Origin of the sequence: Mycobacterium mantenii, from assembly GCF_001667865.1 — a bacterium.
Lineage (GTDB): Bacteria > Actinomycetota > Actinomycetes > Mycobacteriales > Mycobacteriaceae > Mycobacterium > Mycobacterium mantenii_A.
Map to the genome: position 1 here is coordinate 478,890 of NZ_LZJP01000089.1, position 17,911 is coordinate 496,800.

At 64.2% G+C, this 17,911-nt stretch carries 18 protein-coding genes; 9 read left to right on the forward strand and 9 right to left on the reverse strand.

What is annotated here, in order from left to right:
- From A5688_RS15885 to A5688_RS15920, 8 genes are all read left to right on the forward strand, one after another.
- On the forward strand, positions 1-1,398 hold the full coding sequence (locus tag A5688_RS15885) for an MlaD family protein (RefSeq protein ID WP_067908406.1): 1,398 nt from the start codon (positions 1-3) through the stop codon (positions 1,396-1,398).
- Positions 1,395-2,435, forward strand: coding sequence for an MlaD family protein (locus tag A5688_RS15890; protein WP_067908403.1), 1,041 nt, complete (start codon positions 1,395-1,397; stop codon positions 2,433-2,435). The genes A5688_RS15885 and A5688_RS15890 overlap by 4 nt, the downstream gene beginning before the upstream one ends.
- A 7-nt stretch (positions 2,436-2,442) precedes the next feature.
- Complete coding sequence (locus A5688_RS15895) at positions 2,443-3,480, forward strand: MCE family protein (protein ID WP_067908400.1); 1,038 nt, start codon at positions 2,443-2,445, stop codon at positions 3,478-3,480.
- Positions 3,477-4,586, forward strand: a complete 1,110-nt coding sequence (locus A5688_RS15900) for an MCE family protein (RefSeq protein WP_067908398.1) — start codon at positions 3,477-3,479, stop codon at positions 4,584-4,586. Before A5688_RS15895 ends, A5688_RS15900 begins: the two co-directional genes overlap by 4 nt.
- Positions 4,587-4,627: 41 nt before the next feature.
- On the forward strand, positions 4,628-5,824 hold the full coding sequence (locus A5688_RS15905; protein WP_242663211.1) for an MlaD family protein: 1,197 nt from the start codon (positions 4,628-4,630) through the stop codon (positions 5,822-5,824).
- Positions 5,821-7,083 carry an MlaD family protein gene (locus A5688_RS15910; RefSeq protein ID WP_067908392.1) on the forward strand — a complete coding sequence of 421 codons (1,263 nt, stop codon included), beginning with the start codon at positions 5,821-5,823 and terminating at the stop codon, positions 7,081-7,083. The genes A5688_RS15905 and A5688_RS15910 overlap by 4 nt, the downstream gene beginning before the upstream one ends.
- Positions 7,084-7,112: 29 nt before the next feature.
- Positions 7,113-7,832, forward strand: a complete 720-nt coding sequence (locus A5688_RS15915) for a hypothetical protein (RefSeq protein ID WP_242660196.1) — start codon at positions 7,113-7,115, stop codon at positions 7,830-7,832.
- Positions 7,833-7,939: 107 nt separating this feature from the next.
- Positions 7,940-8,620 (forward strand): DUF3298 domain-containing protein, encoded by a 681-nt coding sequence (locus A5688_RS15920; RefSeq protein WP_242660195.1) that lies wholly within the window; start codon positions 7,940-7,942, stop codon positions 8,618-8,620.
- On the opposite strand, the gene A5688_RS15925 is transcribed toward A5688_RS15920, so the two are convergent.
- Genes A5688_RS15925 through A5688_RS15935 form a run of 3 tightly spaced genes read right to left on the reverse strand, consistent with a single transcriptional unit; the run spans position 8,610 to position 10,748 of the window.
- On the reverse strand, positions 8,610-9,026 hold the full coding sequence (locus A5688_RS15925; protein WP_067908595.1) for a DUF2599 domain-containing protein: 417 nt from the start codon (positions 9,024-9,026) through the stop codon (positions 8,610-8,612). The two genes, A5688_RS15920 and A5688_RS15925, sit on opposite strands and share 11 nt — an antisense overlap.
- A gap of 37 nt (positions 9,027-9,063) precedes the next feature.
- Complete coding sequence (locus tag A5688_RS15930) at positions 9,064-9,255, reverse strand: ferredoxin (RefSeq protein ID WP_207546678.1); 192 nt, start codon at positions 9,253-9,255, stop codon at positions 9,064-9,066.
- A gap of 17 nt (positions 9,256-9,272) precedes the next feature.
- Positions 9,273-10,748, reverse strand: coding sequence for an aldehyde dehydrogenase family protein (locus A5688_RS15935; RefSeq protein ID WP_067908387.1), 1,476 nt, complete (start codon positions 10,746-10,748; stop codon positions 9,273-9,275).
- A gap of 101 nt (positions 10,749-10,849) precedes the next feature.
- Here A5688_RS15935 and A5688_RS15940 point away from each other — a divergent pair, with 101 nt between their 5' ends.
- Positions 10,850-11,656: a FadR/GntR family transcriptional regulator gene (locus A5688_RS15940; RefSeq protein WP_242660194.1), complete on the forward strand. Its 807-nt coding sequence runs from the start codon at positions 10,850-10,852 to the stop codon at positions 11,654-11,656.
- A 2-nt stretch (positions 11,657-11,658) separates the two neighbouring features.
- Here the strand turns inward: A5688_RS15940 and A5688_RS15945 are convergent, their stop codons facing one another.
- The 6 genes from A5688_RS15945 to A5688_RS15970 form a co-directional block, all read right to left on the reverse strand.
- Complete coding sequence (locus A5688_RS15945; protein WP_082955011.1) at positions 11,659-12,867, reverse strand: CaiB/BaiF CoA transferase family protein; 1,209 nt, start codon at positions 12,865-12,867, stop codon at positions 11,659-11,661.
- Between the two features lie 28 nt (positions 12,868-12,895).
- Positions 12,896-14,005, reverse strand: a complete 1,110-nt coding sequence (locus A5688_RS15950; RefSeq protein WP_067908380.1) for a DUF7065 domain-containing protein — start codon at positions 14,003-14,005, stop codon at positions 12,896-12,898.
- Positions 14,006-14,031: 26 nt separating this feature from the next.
- Entirely contained in the window at positions 14,032-14,997 is a 966-nt protein-coding gene (locus A5688_RS15955; RefSeq protein ID WP_067908375.1) for a spirocyclase AveC family protein, read from the reverse strand.
- A gap of 89 nt (positions 14,998-15,086) precedes the next feature.
- Positions 15,087-16,097 carry a CaiB/BaiF CoA transferase family protein gene (locus A5688_RS15960; protein WP_067908372.1) on the reverse strand — a complete coding sequence of 337 codons (1,011 nt, stop codon included), beginning with the start codon at positions 16,095-16,097 and terminating at the stop codon, positions 15,087-15,089.
- Between the two features lie 3 nt (positions 16,098-16,100).
- The gene (locus A5688_RS15965; protein ID WP_067908369.1) at positions 16,101-16,940 is read right to left on the reverse strand and encodes an acyl-CoA thioesterase; all 840 of its coding nucleotides are present in this window, start codon (positions 16,938-16,940) and stop codon (positions 16,101-16,103) included.
- Positions 16,937-17,911 (reverse strand): thiolase family protein (locus tag A5688_RS15970; protein ID WP_082995942.1); only part of this gene is annotated, 975 nt, incomplete at its 5' end. The genes A5688_RS15970 and A5688_RS15965, both read right to left, overlap by 4 nt.

Consider the following 17,911-nt stretch of genomic DNA (forward strand, 5'->3'; position numbering starts at 1 on the left):
ATGGTCCAACCGCTCGAATCGGCCTCGAAGGCCATCTCGCCGGGCCGGCTGCTGGTGCGCGGTGCCGCATTACTGATCGCGACCGGGTTGCTGGCCGCCGCGGCGATCGCCAAATCGCAAGGAACGTTCTCCGACAGCGTCAGGGTAATCGCAATGCTGAGCAATGTCGGTGATGGGCTTCCCAGCGGCTCCGACGTCAAGTTCCGCGGTGCGTTGGTAGGAACCGTTGATACGGTGACACCGGCGCTCGACGGTCGTGCCAACGAGATCTCCTTGAGGATCAACCCGCACTTCGCCAAAGCCATCCCCGCCACGGTGACTGCGCGCGTAGTGCCCAGCAACGTGTTCGCGGTCTCGTCGATCCAGTTGGTCGACAACGGACCGGCTGCGGGCTTGCGGCCCGGCTCGCACATCGTCCAGGACGAGAGCCTGGCCACCGTCCAGTTCCAGACCGCGCTGACCAAACTGCGCGAGGTGCTCGGAGCGGCCGGTCGGCCCGGATCCGATGACACTGTGGGAGTTCTCGCAGCGGTTGCCGAGGCGACCAGGGGACGCGGTGACGCGCTCTCCCGCGCGGGCGCCGGGGCGAACCGCATCGTCAACCAGCTCAACACCGTGATGGCCGACGACGGCACCGAATCGTCGTTGCACGTGCTGTCGTCGTCGTTGCACGGGCTGCAGTCCACCGCGCCGGATCTGCTCGAAGCGCTCCATCACGCGGTCGTGCCGATGCGCACCGTTGCCGAAAAGCGCCAATCACTGACGAACTTCTTGTCCGCAGGCCAAACCACCTTCGGAACGATGGGCGAGGCGTTCGAGAACAATACCGATCGGTTGATCGTGATTACCACGCAACTGTCTCCGGTAGTTGGTGTGATCGCCGACGGCGGTGGTGAATTCGCGCCCATGGTGACCCGCATCAACGATGTCGTCAACAAATTCTTCAGCGAAGTGTGGAGGGCTGACCGCAACTCCGCGGCGGGCAAGTTCCTTTTGGTCTTCACCCCGAACCGGATGTACACCCGGCAGGACTGTCCGCGATACGGCCAAATGGAGGGGCCCAGTTGCCAGACCGCACCCTTGACCGCAGACCCCCCCGCGCTGCCGCGAACGCTGGATCCACGCAATTACCCCGTCGCGCCACAACTGGCCGGAGGTGTCGGAGGCAACGTGGGTTCGGTGGGTAGCCCCGAGGAGCTCGCACAGTTGAGTGAAATCCTGGGCCCCGGAACCAATCCGGCGTCAGAGCTGTTGCTCGGGCCGATCGCGCGGGGCGACACCGTACAGGTTTTCTCCGACCCAGACGCTCCGACACAACCGGCACCTCCACCGGGGGCGCCCTTGCCGGCCGAAGCCACGGCGCCCAACCCCGGACCGGCCGCGGGAGCGCACCCATGAGGTCCTATCGTCGTCCGCTGATCGGTCTCTGTGGTTTCCTCGTCATCTGTTTCGCGCTGATCTGGACCGTTTTCGTGACGCTACAGCGCAAGGTCGACGCTCCGACCAAGTCGTACGCCGCCCTCTTCACCGATGTGTCGGGCCTCAAGGTCGGTGACGAGGTTCGTATGGCGGGAGTCAAAGTCGGCCGGGTCGATCACGTGGCCTTGGACGGCAGCCTGGCCCGGGTTGACTTCCGTGTCGAGTCCAATCAGGTGCTGTATGGGAACACCAAAGCATCCATCGACTACCAGAACATTATCGGCCAGCGCTATGTGGGATTGTCGCTGGGCCAGTTCAGCGACCCGCGTGTGCTTTCTGCTGGTGCCGTCATTCCGGCCATGCGTACGGAGCCATCCTTCGACATCTCGAAGCTACTCAACGGTTTCGAGCCGTTGTTCGCGCTGCTGAATCCCAAGCAGGTGGACAATCTCACCACTGCGATCGTGCGTGCGATGCAGGGTGATTCCGGCGCTGTCACCACGTTGATCTCCGAAACCACCACGCTTGCCAATGCCTATTCGGGTACCGATCAGATACTCGATGGGGTACTGAAGAACCTGAATTCGGTGTTGGGTTCGTTGGCGCAACGGCGCACTGACCTGGAGAGCACCATCACCTCGGCCAAGTCGATGTTCAACGAGTTCGGCGTGCGCCGTGAGGAATTCGTCAATTCGCTGGACCAGGCCTCGATAGTGGGGAGTCGGCTCGCCAATGTCATCGGCGACGTACAGCCCGATCTGCAGGAGTGGCTCGATCGCGACCCGGGATTTGCCAAGCACTTCATGCAGGATAAACAAGGATTCGCCTATATGGGTTTCAACGTCCCGCTGCTGCTCAAGGGCTTGGCTAGGTTCAGTCAGAGTGGGACCTATCTCGATGTGTATGCGTGCGACCTGACGATCAGCGAGTTTCCCCGAATCGACAGTCTGATAGCCAAAATCGTCGGGGTGGCCACACCCGGCGGAGTCGCTCAACACAGTGCGAAGTGTCGGTGAGTGTGCGATGTACAAGATCGCGCGACTATTGATCAGGCCGACGGGCGAGCAGCGCAAGCTGCGCCTGGGGGTGATCACGGTGCTGGTAATCGCGGTAGTTCTGGGTGCCGCAATCGGCCTGGGCCAGCTCGGGCTCGGGCAGCGCAGTTATGTCGCCGACTTCGCCCAGGCGGCCGGTCTCAGCACGGGTGATCAGGTGACCGTGGCAGGCGTCCGGGTCGGCACCGTCAAGGGGCTTCGACTCGACGGTGACCACGTGGCGGTCACCATGGAGATCGATAAGGGGCTGCACCTGGGAAAGAGCACCCGAGCGGCCATCAAGCTCACCACCCTGCTCGGGGCGCGCTACGTCGATATGCAGCCGGGGGCTGCGGGTGATCTCGTGGCGGGACGAATCCCGCTGTCCAACACCGAGGTTCCCTACGATCTGCAGAAGGCCCTGCAGGACGCCACCACAACTTTCGAAGCGGTCGACGCAGAAAAGATCGCCCAGTCGATGACGACGTTGTCCGAGCAGCTGCAGGGTGCACCCCGAATTTTGCCTCAGGCGCTGGAGAACATCCAGCACCTGTCATCGGTGATCGCGTCGCGTCGCGACGAAATCGGGGAACTGCTCCGCAGCACCCAGCAGGTCTCCGACCTGCTCGGCAACCAGCAGCACAGCCTGGGTCTGCTGCTGGCCCAGGGCCACGACGTGCTGGGAGATCTGGCTGCGCGCAAGGAACTTATCGTTCGGCTGATCGGTGCTACCACCAAGCTCGTGCATCAGCTGCAGCCCGTTCTCGTCGGAAACCGGCACCAGATCGACGAACTGCTGGCCAACCTGAACGGAATGCTGTCGTCGGTCGGCAAGAACGACGCCCTGCTGCGGAACACGTTGCAGCTCATGCCGGTTCCACTGCGGAATTTCACCAATGCCACCGGCAACGGCAACGAGTTCGACTTCACCTCGACTGGGGGCACGCTCATCGACTCCTGGATGTGCGCCATCAGTGGGCGGGCCAAGCAGTACAAGCTGCCGAACTATTTCCAGGACTGTCAATGACGCGGCTACCGATCATCAAACTGGTCGTCATCATCGCGATGGTGCTCGGCGCCTGCGGCTGCGCGAGTGGCGCTTTCGTCGCGTTGGATCGCGGGATGACCATCGTGGCGCAGTTCGACAGTGCCAGCGGGCTCTACGAAGGCAACGCCGTGTCCATTCTGGGCATGCCGGTCGGCAAGGTCGAAAAGATCCTGGCCAAAGGGCAATACGTCGAAGTCACGATGCACGTCGACGGCGGGGTCAAGATCCCGGCCAACGCACAGGCGGTGACTGTGTCGACGTCCATCCTCACCGACCGCCATGTAGAGTTCACCCCGGTCTACAAGGGCGGGCCGACCTTGGCGGACCATGACATCCTCAGTCTGGCTCGCACGCGCACACCGGTCGAGTTCGACCGGGTGCTGGCGATGGTCGACAAGCTGGCCGTCAAACTGCAGGGCGACGGCCGAGGGTCGGGGCCCGTCGCCGATCTGCTCGATGTCAGTGCGGCGATGACGGGCGGAAACGGCCCCAAGATCCGTTCGGCGCTGGGCGAGTTGTCCCAAGCGTTGAAGGTGAGCCAGGAGCGCGGGGCGCCGACCCGGGATGCGATCACAACTATCGTCACGAGCCTCGACAGGTTGACGAAGGCCGCCGCAGACAATGACCAGACGATCCGCGAAGTCGGGTCGGCGGTACATCAACTCAGCGACGTACTCGCGGACGAGCGACTCGGCAGTGGATCCACCGGCGCCCAGATCAACCAGATCCTTTCGGGCACAGCGGATCTGCTGGACGCTAATCGAGATACCTTGAAGTCGACCGCAGCCAATACCGAGACGGTTACCCGGGCAATCGCCGACTACCGGCGGGAGATGGCCGAGGTACTCGATCTGATCCCTCTGCTGTTGGACAACGTCTACAACATGATCGACACCAACAAGCACGCCATCAGGGCGCACCCGGTGCTGGACAAGGTCGAGCTCAACGGCCAGGCCACCAAAGAGTTGTGCAATCTGATGGGGATGCGGCAACTCGGATGTGCCACCGGCACCATCCAGGATTTTGGACCCGACTTCGGTGCGACCAGCATGCTCGAGGGACTGGCGGGATTGAGCTCGCGATGAGGCAGCAGATCCACAGAACAAGAAAAATTCTCCTGACGGCCGTGGCCTGCATTGGCATTCTCGGACTGAGTTCCTGCTCGATGGGGCTCGGCCAAATCCCGTTGCCCGCGCCGTCGGCGGGAACGCGGACGTATCCGATCACCGCCACGTTCGCCGACGCACTCAACCTTCCCGCCAAGGCCAAAGTGCGTCTGTCCGGTGCCGATGTCGGCGAGGTGGAATCCATGGCGGCGCATAACTATCAGGCCGCCGTGACCCTGCGGATCGCCTCCGACGTCCAGATCCCGGTCGGCACCAAAGCCGAACTCCGTTCAGCTACTCCGCTAGGTGACGTTTTTGTGTCTCTCACCCCGCCGGCCACAGCCACCGTGGGTGGGCCGGTGCTGCACCCGGGCGATGACATCCCGCTGAACTCCACCGCATCCGCCGCCACCGTCGAAGAAGTGCTTACCACCGCGTCAGTGCTCGTCAACGGTGGCGTGATCCGCAACCTCACCAATGTGGTCAACGGGATGGGGCGTGCCGTTGGTGGTAAGGGTGAGGACCTGGGCCGGTTTCTCGACGCGTCGACCCGTCTGGTGCAGAGCTTGTCGGACCGGTCGACGGCGATCAAACGCGCATTGACCCAGAGCGGTGATCTGTCGGCGACTCTTTCGGCGCGTCAACAGTCCATCGATGAGGCGATCGCCGCGGCAGGCCCGGCGCTGGGTACGGTGGCCGACAACAGCGACCACATCGTCGACCTGGTGGTGCGACTGAACCGAATTACATTGCAGCTGGCTAAGTTCCCGTCGATACGTGGTGTGCGCACACGAAGCATGATGGCCGATCTGAACCGGTTGTCGGCCGAACTCAACGAAGCTTCGTTGGCCCCCGGCGCGTCGCTGGCCACATTCAATTCCCTGTTTGGTCCGTTCCTCAAACTGACCGACTCGACCTCGGCGCACGTGGATATCGATCTGGCCGACATGGCCATCGGATCGATGGCCGACCTACACCATCCCGGCGATCCGGGAAGCCATGGACCCGGCAGGGAAGATTTCCGCAACATGGTCGGCAGCATCACGTACGAGCTGGTGCAGCTTCGCAACAAGTTCTGGGGGCAGCCGGCCGCGCCGCCCGGAAACGTGCCCCCGCCGAATCTGATCGGCCCGAACCCTGGTGCCTTGACCCCGGCGCCCAATCCGTCGCCGGCAGCGCCGCCAACTAGCTCACCCGGGGATGGGGGTACGCCGTGAACACCCCGTGGCGGTGGTTCAAAAGCACAGTCGGATATGCGCGGGCCAAGCGACTCGGCCTTTCGGCGTGCGCGCTGGCGATGATGTTGGTCCTCGGCGTGGCCTATCTGCTGTTCGTGACACTGCGGATCGACCCGGCCAGAACTGACAAGCTGGTCCGGGTGCACCTCGCTGAAACGGGTGGTCTGTTGCCGGGCCAGGATGTCACCCTGCGCGGGGTGCCGGTCGGACGTGTTCGGTCGGTCGACCTGACCGCTCAGGGCGTGGTGGCCCTCGCGGCGATCGACCCCGAGGCGCAGATTCCCGCCGACGCCGACGTACGGGTGTCGGCGCTGTCACCGGCGGGGGAGCAGTACCTCGATTTTCGGGCCAACCGCAATGGCGGTCCATACCTCGCGAATGGCGCCGAAATATCCAGTGACAGAACGCATACACCGGTTACGCTGGCGACACTGCTGGGCGATCTGGACGGTACCCTGCGCCAGGTGGACAACGCCAAGTTGCAGGCTGTCCTCAATGAACTGAGGGTGGGCCCCCAGGGACCGCAGAAGCTTGCGGCCATCCTCGACGGTGGTGCGCTTTTGGTGTCAACGCTGGATTCGGTGCTGCCGCAAACCGTCAGCCTGCTCAACAACAGCAAGGTGGTGCTCGCGACGGTGCGCGATGTGAGTCCCGGCTTGGCGGCGACATCGACGGATCTCTCCGCGATTTTGGGCGGCGCGGAAAAGATGGACGGCGGCTACCGCAAGCTGCTAGATCGCGGGCCCGATGCGATGCACGGCATCGACAACGTCATCGGCGACAACTCACCCACGATGGTGCAGTTACTCGGGAACCTGACGACCATCTCCCAGCTGACCTATCTTCGGGTCCCGGCGTTGCAGGAATTCTTCTTCCCGCAGTACCGGAAGGGGTCGGCGCTGGAAGCCTTGGGCAGCACCTTCCATAACGGCGGGGTCTGGGGTGCAGTCAGTCTCTACCAACGGTATTCGTGTGATTTCAACCTTCCTCACTCGCCGCCGTCGGTCGCCGACAGTCCCGACCCCTACCTGTACACCTACTGCCCCAATCCCGACCCCAAGTACCTCGTTCGGGGTGCCCGCAGTGCTCCGCGCCCGCCCGGCGACGACACCGCGGGACCACCGCCTGGCGCAAATCCGTTGCAGCGGGCCGACCCGACACCGACGGGGCCCTACACCATTCCGATCCCTTACGCGGGCCCCAACCTGCCGTTGCCGCCGGCGCCGAGCGGTCCCTGACGCGAACCCGTTTCGAAAGGAATTAGCCCATGATCAAAGCCGATCAACTGCTGACCCAGGCCGCCGACAGCCGTACCGGGGCCGACGATTCTCGCGTTGACGCCGCGGACGTGACCGAACTGGCCGGGGAATTCGAGGTGGCCGAGGCGACTGAACCCAACGCGGTCAGCGATGCCGAGGACGAAGACGGCGGCACGCAGGCTGCGGATTCTATTGCGCCGGAAGGTGGGTCAAACTCCATCCGGCGCAGGCTCGGGATGTTGCGGCGGACGTCGCGACGCACGGTGGTCGCCGCCTGCGGCACCGCGCTGCTCGTGGTGGCGGTGGCCGCCGCAGCGACGATGGGCTGGCAACTGCATAAGCAGCGCGAGATCGATGAAGCCGCTCAGCAGGCCCTCGCTGTGGCGCAGCAGTACGCGATCGTATTGACCAGTGTCGACGCCGCCAACCTGGATCAGAACTTCTCGGCGGTCCTCAACGGGGCAACCGGTGAGTTCAAGGACATGTACAGCCAGTCCAGCTCCCAGCTCAAGCAGGTACTCATCGACAGTAAGGCCAGAGCCCAGGGCAAAGTGATTGCGTCAGGGATAAAATCGGCGACCACGCACAAGGTGGAAGTCATGGTGTTCCTCGACCAATCGGTTACCAACTCGCTCAACCCCCAGCCCCGGTTGGACCGCAACCGGATCATCCTCACGATGGAGAAAGTCGGCGGTCGCTGGTTGGCGAGCAAGGTGGACCTACCTTGACTGGTTGGCGCGACGGCGCGGGCGCCGCTGCGAAGTTCCGAAACCTCAGGCGGTTGATTGCTATATCACTTCGCCTCTGCACGGTAGCGTTCACGGTCGGGGCGGCGGTGACGCTCGGTCCCGCATCCCGGGCTATTGCCGACAACGTCTCGAATGGGGTCACCTACACGGTCGTGCCCGACGTCTTGGCCGGCGGCAGCCCGAACGGGCTGGGCGACTGGACGGTGAACTACGAGAAGATCGCCGGGGGAAACCCCGAGACCACCGATGCCATCAATAAGATTCTCGACGACGAAGCCAACGGACAGGTATGGACCTACGTCGCCAGCTCCAGCAAGACCTCGCCGTGGGCTTTCCACACCCAGGGCAGGTTGGCATTTCGGCCGCTGACCATCTCGGCGCTGTACCTGGGGCAGTACAACGCCGTTCAGCTACCGAACATGCCAGTGGACACCGTGGCGACGCGGGTATTCGATTCCCGCAGTGGGATTCAGATCGTGTGGGACAACCTGTTCGTCGACAAGCAGGCCGGTTTGGCGCGGTTGTCTGATCTGACCAAGAAGATCCTGCCGACCACCTACCCGAGTGCCCCGCTGGGCGGATGGGCGGAATACGGACCTGCGATGGCACCGCTGGAGCGCAATTTCCAGTTCTGGATTCCGACCAACGCGGGCATCGAATTGCATTTCCCCGACAGCCAATTTGGCCGCGGCCTGCGGGTCATCACAATTCCGTGGTCTGCGATTGGTGACTTGATCGCCCCGGAGTTCGCGGCGATCACCAGTTGAGTACGTCGTCGGGACCGCCTGGGTTACAACCCGAGTTGAGCAAGATCGTGTTGGAAACGATGGGCCGCCACGGTTCAAGGTTCCAGCTGCCTATCTTCCCGGGATTGGTGAACGACGCCAGCTGCCAGTAGCAGAAGAACTGATTCTGCATCGTCAGGGTATTGGCCTCGGGCGCGTTCTCCAGCAGTTCGGCCCATGCGTCATAATTTTGGGCGCCATTGCTGAACACCCCGGCGGCTAACCAGCCCCCGTAGGTCGGGAAGACGCGCAGCGTGGCGCGGTCACCGTGGTACACCCACTCGGTGTGATCGATATAGCGAGGTGCGTCCGGCGGCCGGATGGGTTGTGGGGCGGCGTGCGCCGGGGTCGCAGTGAGCATCGCGATCACAGCGACCGCACTGGCCATCGCGGTGATGATGCGCCGGCAAAACATGCCCACCAGCTCAATCCACCAGTTGGATCGCCTCGCGGGGGCACGCCGAGGCGCCTTCGCGTGCATCATCTTCCAGCTCGGCCGGGACGGTGATCTCATCGATCGCGCTGTACCCGTCATCATCAACGTCGAAGAGCGCAGGGGCGACGGCGAAGCACCGCCCGTGCCCTTCACACCGTTCGTGGTCCACGATCGCGCGCACGCTTGCTCCCTTCCTTCCTAGCCAACCGGCCATTGAAGAGCTTTGTGCTGCAGAAACTCCGACAAGCCGTACTGCCCGAACTCCCGGCCGATGCCGCTGTATTTGTAGCCGCCGAACGGTGCTGCGGGATTGAGGCCACCCCCTCCGCCGTTGACGACCACCATGCCGGTGCGCAGCCGACGTGCGAGCGCGGCGGCGCGCTGGACGTCGCCGGACCAGACGCCACCGGCCAGGCCATAGCGGGAATCGTTGGCGATCCGCACGGCCTCATCGTCGTCACTGAACGGGATCACCACCGCGACTGGACCAAAGAATTCCTCCTGGGCAATCCGCATACTGTTCTCGACACCGACGAACAGGGTTGGCTCGAGGAAGAATCCGCGGTCCAGGTGGGCGGGGCGGCTGCCACCGTAGGCGATCTGCGCGCCTTCGTCCACGCCGGCCGCGATCAGCGCCTCCACCCGGTTCCGCTGCACGTCGCGGATCAGCGGGCCCATCATGGTGGCCGGGTCGGCCGGGTCGCCCACGGTGATGAAGCCAAGTGTTCCCACGATGCGGGCAACCAGGTCGTCGTGCAAGGACTCATGTATCAGGATGCGGGTGAGCAGCGCGCAACCCTGGCCGGCATGGGTGATGAACCCGGCCAGCACGCTTTCCATGACCTTGTCTAGGTCGGCGTCGTCGAGGATGATGTTCGCCGATTTGCCGCCGAGTTCCAGGACCACCTTCTTCATGGTGTCGGCGCCCTGCGCATAAACCTTGCGGCCCACGGTGTCTGATCCGGTGAAGCTGACGATATCCACCCCTGGGTGTTGCGTCAGTGCCTCACCGGCTGCGACGTCACCGGTCACGATGTTGAGCGTCCCCGGTGGAAGGCCGGCGGATTCGGCCACTTCGCCCAGGATTAGCGCCTCCAACGGTGTATACGGGGAGGACTTCAGAATGGCGGTGCACCCCGCGGCCAGCGCCGGCGCCAGCTTGGCGAGGTTGAGCAGAAATGGGAAGTTGAATGCGGTGATCAGCGCCGCGACGCCGTAGGGCTCACGCACGACCATGCCCTGGCCGATGCCGTGGCCGATGATCGGGGCCACCGGCTCCTCGAAGGCGAACTGTGGCAGCACCCGGTGCGCCATGTCCGCGAAATGGTCGATGGGCGTGCCGACCTGTAAGGCTTCGGCGATCATCCGTGTCGATCCGGCCTCGGCGATGTTCAGCTCTACCAACTCGGCTCGCCTGCGCGTCAATTCGTCGGCCATGGCCGCGAGGATCTGGGCCCGCTCGGCGGGGCGCATCGTTGACCACGGGCCCTCGTCGAATGCGCGGCGCGCTGCTGTCACCGCGTTGTCGATGTCAGCCGGCGTGGCCTGCGGCACCTCGGCGATCGTCTCCTCGGTCGCGGGATTGAGCACGGCGATGCTCTCGTCCCCGGTGCCCTCGGTCCATGCGCCGTCGATGAACAGCCCGCGGATTGCCAGCGGAATGTAGGTGGTCATGTGTTCCTCCCAGTAGTCCGAAATTACGGCCGCAATGAGTAAGATGATTTAGGTAATGGGTACGGGCGGGATGCAAATGGGTTCGCCGTGGACGACGAGGAATGGACGCCAAGATGGCTGCGACGAATCGACCTAACGGGGCAACGAAATTGGTGCGAGCGCCGAAGACCGCCGAGATCATCGCCGACCAACTGCGGAGCAGCATCGTGCGCGGCGTTCTCAAGAAAGGTGATGCGCTGCCGACGGAGGTGGAACTGGTCAAGCAGTTCGGCGTTTCGCGGCCGACGTTGCGGGAGGCATTTCGCATCCTGGAAAGTGAATCGCTGATCGTGGTCCGCCGCGGCTCTCGCGGGGGTGTGTTGGTGTCCGCGCCGGAAACCAGTGTGGCTGCACGCAATTTCGGTTTGCTGCTGCAGATGTCGGGCACGACGCTGGCCGACGTGTACGAGGCCCGCAAAATCTTCGAGCCGGCCGCGGCCGAGATGCTGGCCGCGCGTGCGACGCCCGAGGATATTGCAGACCTGAAGGCAGCTGCGGGCGCGCTGGCGGTGCTGGTCAATGAAGGTACCGACCGGGCTGACTTCGGGGAGTGGTCGGCGGCCACGTTCCGGTTCCACGACCTGATCCTGGAGCGGGCCGGAAACAATACGGTGACCCTGATCGGTGCGGTGTTGCGCGAGGTGGTCATGCGGCACATGGAGCGTGTGATGGCTACGGCGAGCAATCATGCCGAAATTGAGAAGCAGTTCAAGGCGACCATTCGCGCGTTCACCAAGTTCGCCGGGCTCATTGAGGATGGTGACGGCCCCGGGGCCCGAGAGTTCTGGGCCGCGCACATGCGCCGGGCCGGTCGCAACATGCTGTGGGGTGGCCTGGCCACCGAGACAGTCATCGACCTCTACGTCTGACATCAGCCCAGGGCACCTTCATCGCGCAAGGCGCCGATCTTGTCCCAGTCCAGCCCGCTCTCCAACAGAACCTCCTCGGTGTGCTGACCGAGTTCGGGCGCGGGCCCGGCGGGTACGCTGGGTATTCCGTCGAACTGATAGGGCGGGGCCACCAGCCGAAACGGTCGGTCGTCGGTACCGGCGACGGTCGGCAGGTACCCGTTCTCGGCGACTTGAGCACTGTCGCGCACCTCATCGAATGTGACTGCGGCCGACCAGACTCCGGAGAAACCGGCGAGTTCTTGTCGCCATTCCTGCACCGTCCGGGAACCGAAGGTCTGGTCCAGTTCGGCGATGCAGGCGGCGCGATTGACGAAGCGGGACCCGGCATCGCAGAAGCGCTCGTCTTTGGCAAGCTCCGGTCGGTCGATGAGTTCACATAACTCGGTCCAGAACCGATCAGACTGCAAGCAGACCAAATTCAGCCAACGGTCGTCGGCGGTGCGGTAGCTGTTGACGATCGGGTTAGGCGCTTCTAGGCGATCGGTGCGCGGCAATTCGCTGACCCCGACGGCGCTGGCAGCCAAATCAGGGCTCATGGTCCACATGCCGGTGTTCAACAGTGAGACATCGACCACTCCACCCTCGCCGGTACGTTCCCGGCGGAACAACGCCATGGCGACCGCACCGGCGATCGCGCTGGAGCCCTGCAAATCGAAGAACGCGGCGGGCTGTGCGGCTGGGGCGGCGGCACCGGGCGCGGTGAGCTTGTGCTGGATACCCGCCGCCGACCAGGCCGCAGCGGCGTCGAACCCGCCGGCATCAGCCATTGGACCTTTGGTGCCCCAGCCGGAGCCACGCACATAGATCAGACGTTCGTGGCCGGCGCGCAGATCCTCAGGGTCGATGCCGAGTTTGGCGCGCACCTTGGGTAGATAACTGGTCAGGAACACGTCTGTGGTGCTGACCAGATGGCGCAGCGTCGCGATGCCGGCGGGGCACGACAGATCCAAGGTGATGCTGCGTTTGCCCCGGTTCGGCACTTGCAGAAAGGGATTCGGCAGCGACGTGTCGGCGTTGATCGAATTGAGCAGGCCACGCTGGGGGTCGCCGGAGGGCGGCTCAACCTTGATCACGTCGGCGCCCAGATCCGCCAAGATGGCACCGGCGCCGGGGACGAACGTCCACGCCGCTACCTCGATGACACGTACGCCTTCGAACGGTCGGGTCACTGCTTTTCTCCTGATCTGCTGAGCTTTGTCAGTGCACTGCATGCAGCGCGTCGAGCATGCGAGCGAAATGCTCTGGGTGCCAGATGTCCTGGTCCTCGCCCCAGCCGATCTCGCCGTCGAAGTCCCACCGCATCAATGCGGTGCTGCCACCGCCGCGTTCGCAGATGTGGCTCACCGTGAAGCCCTCGGTGTCCATCGTTCGGCCGGTCACGTCGGTCAGGTGCACGTCCATGTGTGAGCTCCACCCGGTGACGGGATCGCGGTAGTTCTTCATGCGGCTGGCGGATTTGTCTAGAAGTTCGAAACGCCCGTCACGCAGCATCCATCCGTGGTTCAGTGGTGAAAAGCCGGCAGCATCGCCATCGGCCACCCGGACGAATGCCAGGAACCCGGTCTGCGCACCGGAATGGCCGAAGATGTATTGGATTCGGCCCCTGCCTCGTTCTCGCTCGATTTCACGCCAGCGCGGGCCGCCCGGATGCCGGACCCGTTCGGAGTTGTCGATGGTTTGGGCGGCGGACTTATCGCGCGGCAGTCGTGGGCCGCCCCGTGGCGCCCAAGACCGGTCCCGTATGGAATAGCAGTCGATGTCGATCTGCTCGCCCAGCAGGATCAGTTCGCCGGTGACATGGCCGAGTTGGTCGAAATGGGTGTGCTCCATGAACGGTGGCTCGCCGGGTGTGTAGCGGCGCGGATCATGGACACCCTGGAAGGTGAAACGCACTGCGAAATCCGCTCCGTCATCAGAGAATTCGATGCGGTAATCGCGCAGGGGACGCAGCATCTGCACGCTGAATCCGCCACCCGGGACGGTAATGTCGCGCAGGTCGGGGGTGAGACCGGCGACCGGCACGTCGGTGGCCGTGCGGAAGTACCGCAGATCACCGGGCCGCGCGCCGCTGGGATCCCAGACGTACACCCGCCAGGTCACGGTGCCGCGGTTCGTGTTGAATGTGGCGTGCAACCAGCCCCCAAGCCTGCGTTCAGGCACATTGAACGACCACCACGTCGTCTCGGCCCAGAACGGGTTGTCATCGGGTGGGGTATGGAAGTTGTCGTCGGCCGCGACGAAAGGAGTATTGGCGGTGACGGATTCAACCTTTCCGTCCACCGTGCCCGGTGAGAGTGCACGCGGCATGTCGCAATCCTAACCTAAAAGGATACTCATTTAGTAGTTAGTTGTGGGTTCGGCAGGTTCGGCGGGGAGGAAGGGCAATGCTCGGAGTAGAGCCCATACGGGTCGTAGACGACGGTGTCGGCATACGGCCAAGGGCAGGCCGGTGAGGTCGCGGTACCTGAAAGCCGGACAAGCGCGAAGGCTCCGGTGTATAGGGCGGTGGCCAGCGTGATCACCAGGAATGACGCTGTGAATTCGCGTAACAGCGGTCGGTGCTTCAGGCGGCCGATGCGGTTGGCAATGGTGCTGCCCTCGTCGTCGGTATAGACCGACAGTGCCGCCACCCCGAACATGACGAAGCACAGCGCGGGTTCCCAGAACAGATTGGACTGCCACGTTGACCCCGGACGTAAGGCGGCCACGCCGATCTGCGAGTACGTGATGATCTCTAATCGTGTCGCGGCCCACGCCTGGCCGACGTCGAAAACCGCAGCACCCGCGCCAACGATGAGGAACAAAGTAGTCATCGGCCGGCGTCGGATCAGCGAGCCCGGTCGGGCCCGGCGGGCGAGGCGGCTGTGGACGAGCGATCCCGGGACCACCGACATCACGAAGAACATCGCATAGCCGGGCAGTGATGCCAACGGCTGGACTGTCGGCACGATGTCATACAGCGGCCAACTTTCCGGCACGTGCAAGAGGCGGGGGTCATAAGCGGTGAACGCCGCCCAGCTAATCAGCGGATCACACAGCGGTGAGATCAGCGTTGCAACGATCAACATGATCAGGACCGGATGGAATCGGCGTTGCCGGTACGACAGTCCGGCATACCAACCGTAGATCGCCAAAGCCTGTACAAAAACGACGATTTGGGCCACCAGTGGCCAGTGGTGAAATCCCAGGAACGGTGGATTGGCGTAGATCGCGCCACCGACTTTATAGCCGCCACGCGGCGGCGTCGCCGCGATCCGATCGCCCGGCCCAGCGGTCAACTGCGACAGGAGCAGGAGCATGAGGATTATCAGCGCGGTAGCCGTCAGCGCGAACGCTGACCTATGCCGACTGGTGCTTCTGTGAGCATTCTCCACGGTCACAGTCCCCATCAACCAGTTACCGAAATGCGTGGCGCGGCAGTGGGGAAGAGCTGTCCGCCCGACTCAGTGAGCGCCCTGCGCGCCATGATGTGTGGGTGGCGGGCGGCCTCGGCGAAGGTGAGTACGGGCGCGACGCATGCGTCGGTGGCGGAGAACAGCGCCGTCCACTGGTCCTGCGTGCGTTGTCCGAACCGGTCGGCGATCAGCGCCCGTAGCAGGGGCCAGCGACGACGGTCGTCCTGCGGCGGCGCTTCGTCGATCTGCAAGCCACGCAGCAGCTCGGCGAAGAACTGCGGTTCGATCGCCCCGACCGCCATCCACTTGTCGTCGGCGGTGCGGTACACGTCGTAGTACGGGGCACCGGTGTCCAGCAAGTTGGTGCCTCGTTCATCGGACCACTGGCCTTCGTTGCGCAGACCGAGGATGAATGCGGCTAGCGACAATGTGCCATCGACGATCGATGCGTCGATTACCGCGCCGGTGCCGGTGCGGTTGCGCTGGTGAAGTGCGGCCAGCATGCCGGTCAGCAGGAACATGGTGCCGGCACCGAAGTCGCCGACCAGGTTCAGCGGAGGTTGCGGTGGTCCGTCGGCGCGGCCGATCGCTTGCAGTACCCCGGTGATGGCGATGTAGTTGATGTCATGCCCGGCCGCGCCCGATAGCGGTCCGTCCTGTCCCCACCCGGTGATCCGGCCGTAGATCAGGCCGGGATTGCGTCGCAGGCACGCCTCGGGGCCGATCCCGAGGCGCTCGGCGACGCCGGGGCGGTATGGCTCGATGAGTAGGTCGGCCTTCTCGAGCAGACCGAGCACTGTGCTCCGTCCAGGCTCCGTCTTCAAGTCGGCAGTCACGATCCGGCGAGCGCGACCCACCACCGAGTCCCCGCGCCGGCTGCCCTCACCCGGACGGCCCACCAGAGTTACCTCGGCGCCCAGTTCGGCCAGCAACATGCCGGCGTACCGGCTGGGCCCGATCCCGGAAAGTTCCACGGCAACAACACCGTCCAGCGGGAGTGCCATCGACTACTGCGCCCCCCGGCTGACATCGAAAAGTGATTCTTGGGTCAGGCTGGCCAACAGGGTGCCGTGCGTGTCATAGATCTGTCCGTGGTAGACACCGCGCCCGCCCGAGGTGGCCAGCGGGTTGAGGTCCACCAGCAGCCAGTCGTTGGGATCTCCCTGGCGATGTAGCCATACCGCGTGATCGATGCTGGGCAGCAATCCAACCCGTTCGATCTCCGGCGCCCGGGATAGTCCCGTGCACAGATCCGACAGGAACACCACGCCGCAGGCCTTGATGTTTGGATCGTCACTGAGGGGTTCGCGGATGCGCAGCCACAGCCGGGCCGGCCAGCGGTACCAGGGGTCGGGGTCCTCGGGAACTCGGGCTTCCAGATCGAAGGTACGCGACGCGTTGAGTTGGTAAGTGACCAGTTCGGTCGGAGATTGCACGTCAGGGATCTGGGCGGCCTGGAATTCGGCGGCGTCGTCTTTCGGGCGGGAAAACGAGCACCCCATCGAGAAGATCAGCTGCTCGCCTTGATGCGCGGTGACACGGCGGCCGGAGTATCGGCCGCCTTCACGGTCACGGACCACCCGCAACTCCAGTGGGGCGCTGGCGTCGCCGGCGGCCAGGAAGTATCCGTGCATGGAGTGGGCGATCCGCTCCTGGGGCACAGTGAGGCTCGCCGCGCGCAGGGCCTGGGCAGCGACCTGACCGCCATAGATGGTGCGCCGGTCGGGCCCGCTGACCGGGTAGGCCAGGAAGCGGTCGCGCGGAAGGTTTTTGAGCGTCAGCACCTCGGCCACCGTGGTGGGGTTGGCCTGATCGCCGTCGAACACGTCGCGCGACACGAGGCTCACAGCAGTTCCACGATCGTGGCGTTCGCCATGCCGCCGCCCTCGCACATCGTCTGCAGGCCGAAGCGGATGCCGTCGCGGCGCATGCGGTGCACCATCGTGGTCATCAGGCGAGCGCCCGAGGCCCCCAGCGGGTGGCCCAGCGCGATCGCCCCGCCGCTGGGATTTGTCACCAGCTCGCTGGCCCCGGTGTCCTTCAACCAGGCCAGGACCACCGACGCGAACGCCTCGTTGACCTCGAAGGTGCCGATGTCAGACATCGACAATCCAGCTCGTGCAAGGGCTTTGGCGGTCGCGGGAATCGGAGCGGTCAACATCGTCACTGGGTCGGAGCCGGCCAGCACCGCGGTGTGGATCCGGGCCCACGGTCGCAGCCCCAGCTCGTGTGCCCGGGCTGAGGTGGTGATCAGCAGGGCGGCGGCGCCGTCGGAGATCTGTGACGAATTACCGGCGTGGATCAGCCCGTCCTCGATGAACAACGGCTTGAGCTGTCCGAGGGTCTCGATGCTGGTGCCACGGCGCAACCCCTCGTCGGTATCGAATTCTCCGGTCTCCGTGGAAAGTACGATGATTTGCGCGTCGAATGCACCGGAGTCGATAGCCGCGGCGGTCCGCTGATGCGACGCTGCGGCGTAGGCATCGAGATCGACCCGCGTCAATCCCCACTTTCGTGCCACCGCCTCGGCGCACAGTCCCTGATTGAACGAGAAATCGTCAAACCGCTGCATAACCCTCGGGCCGTATGGGAATCCACTTTGCCGCGTTACGCCAAGCGGCAGTCGGCTCATGGATTCCACCCCACCCGCTACTATTACGTCGCAGGCGCCGGCGGCGACCGCTTGGGCGGCGAAATCCACTGCCTGCTGGCTCGATCCGCAGGCCCGGTTGACCGTGGTGCCCGGAATGGTCACCGGCCATCCAGCGGCCAACACGGCGAACCGCGCGATGTTGCTTGACTGATCACCGATTTGGGA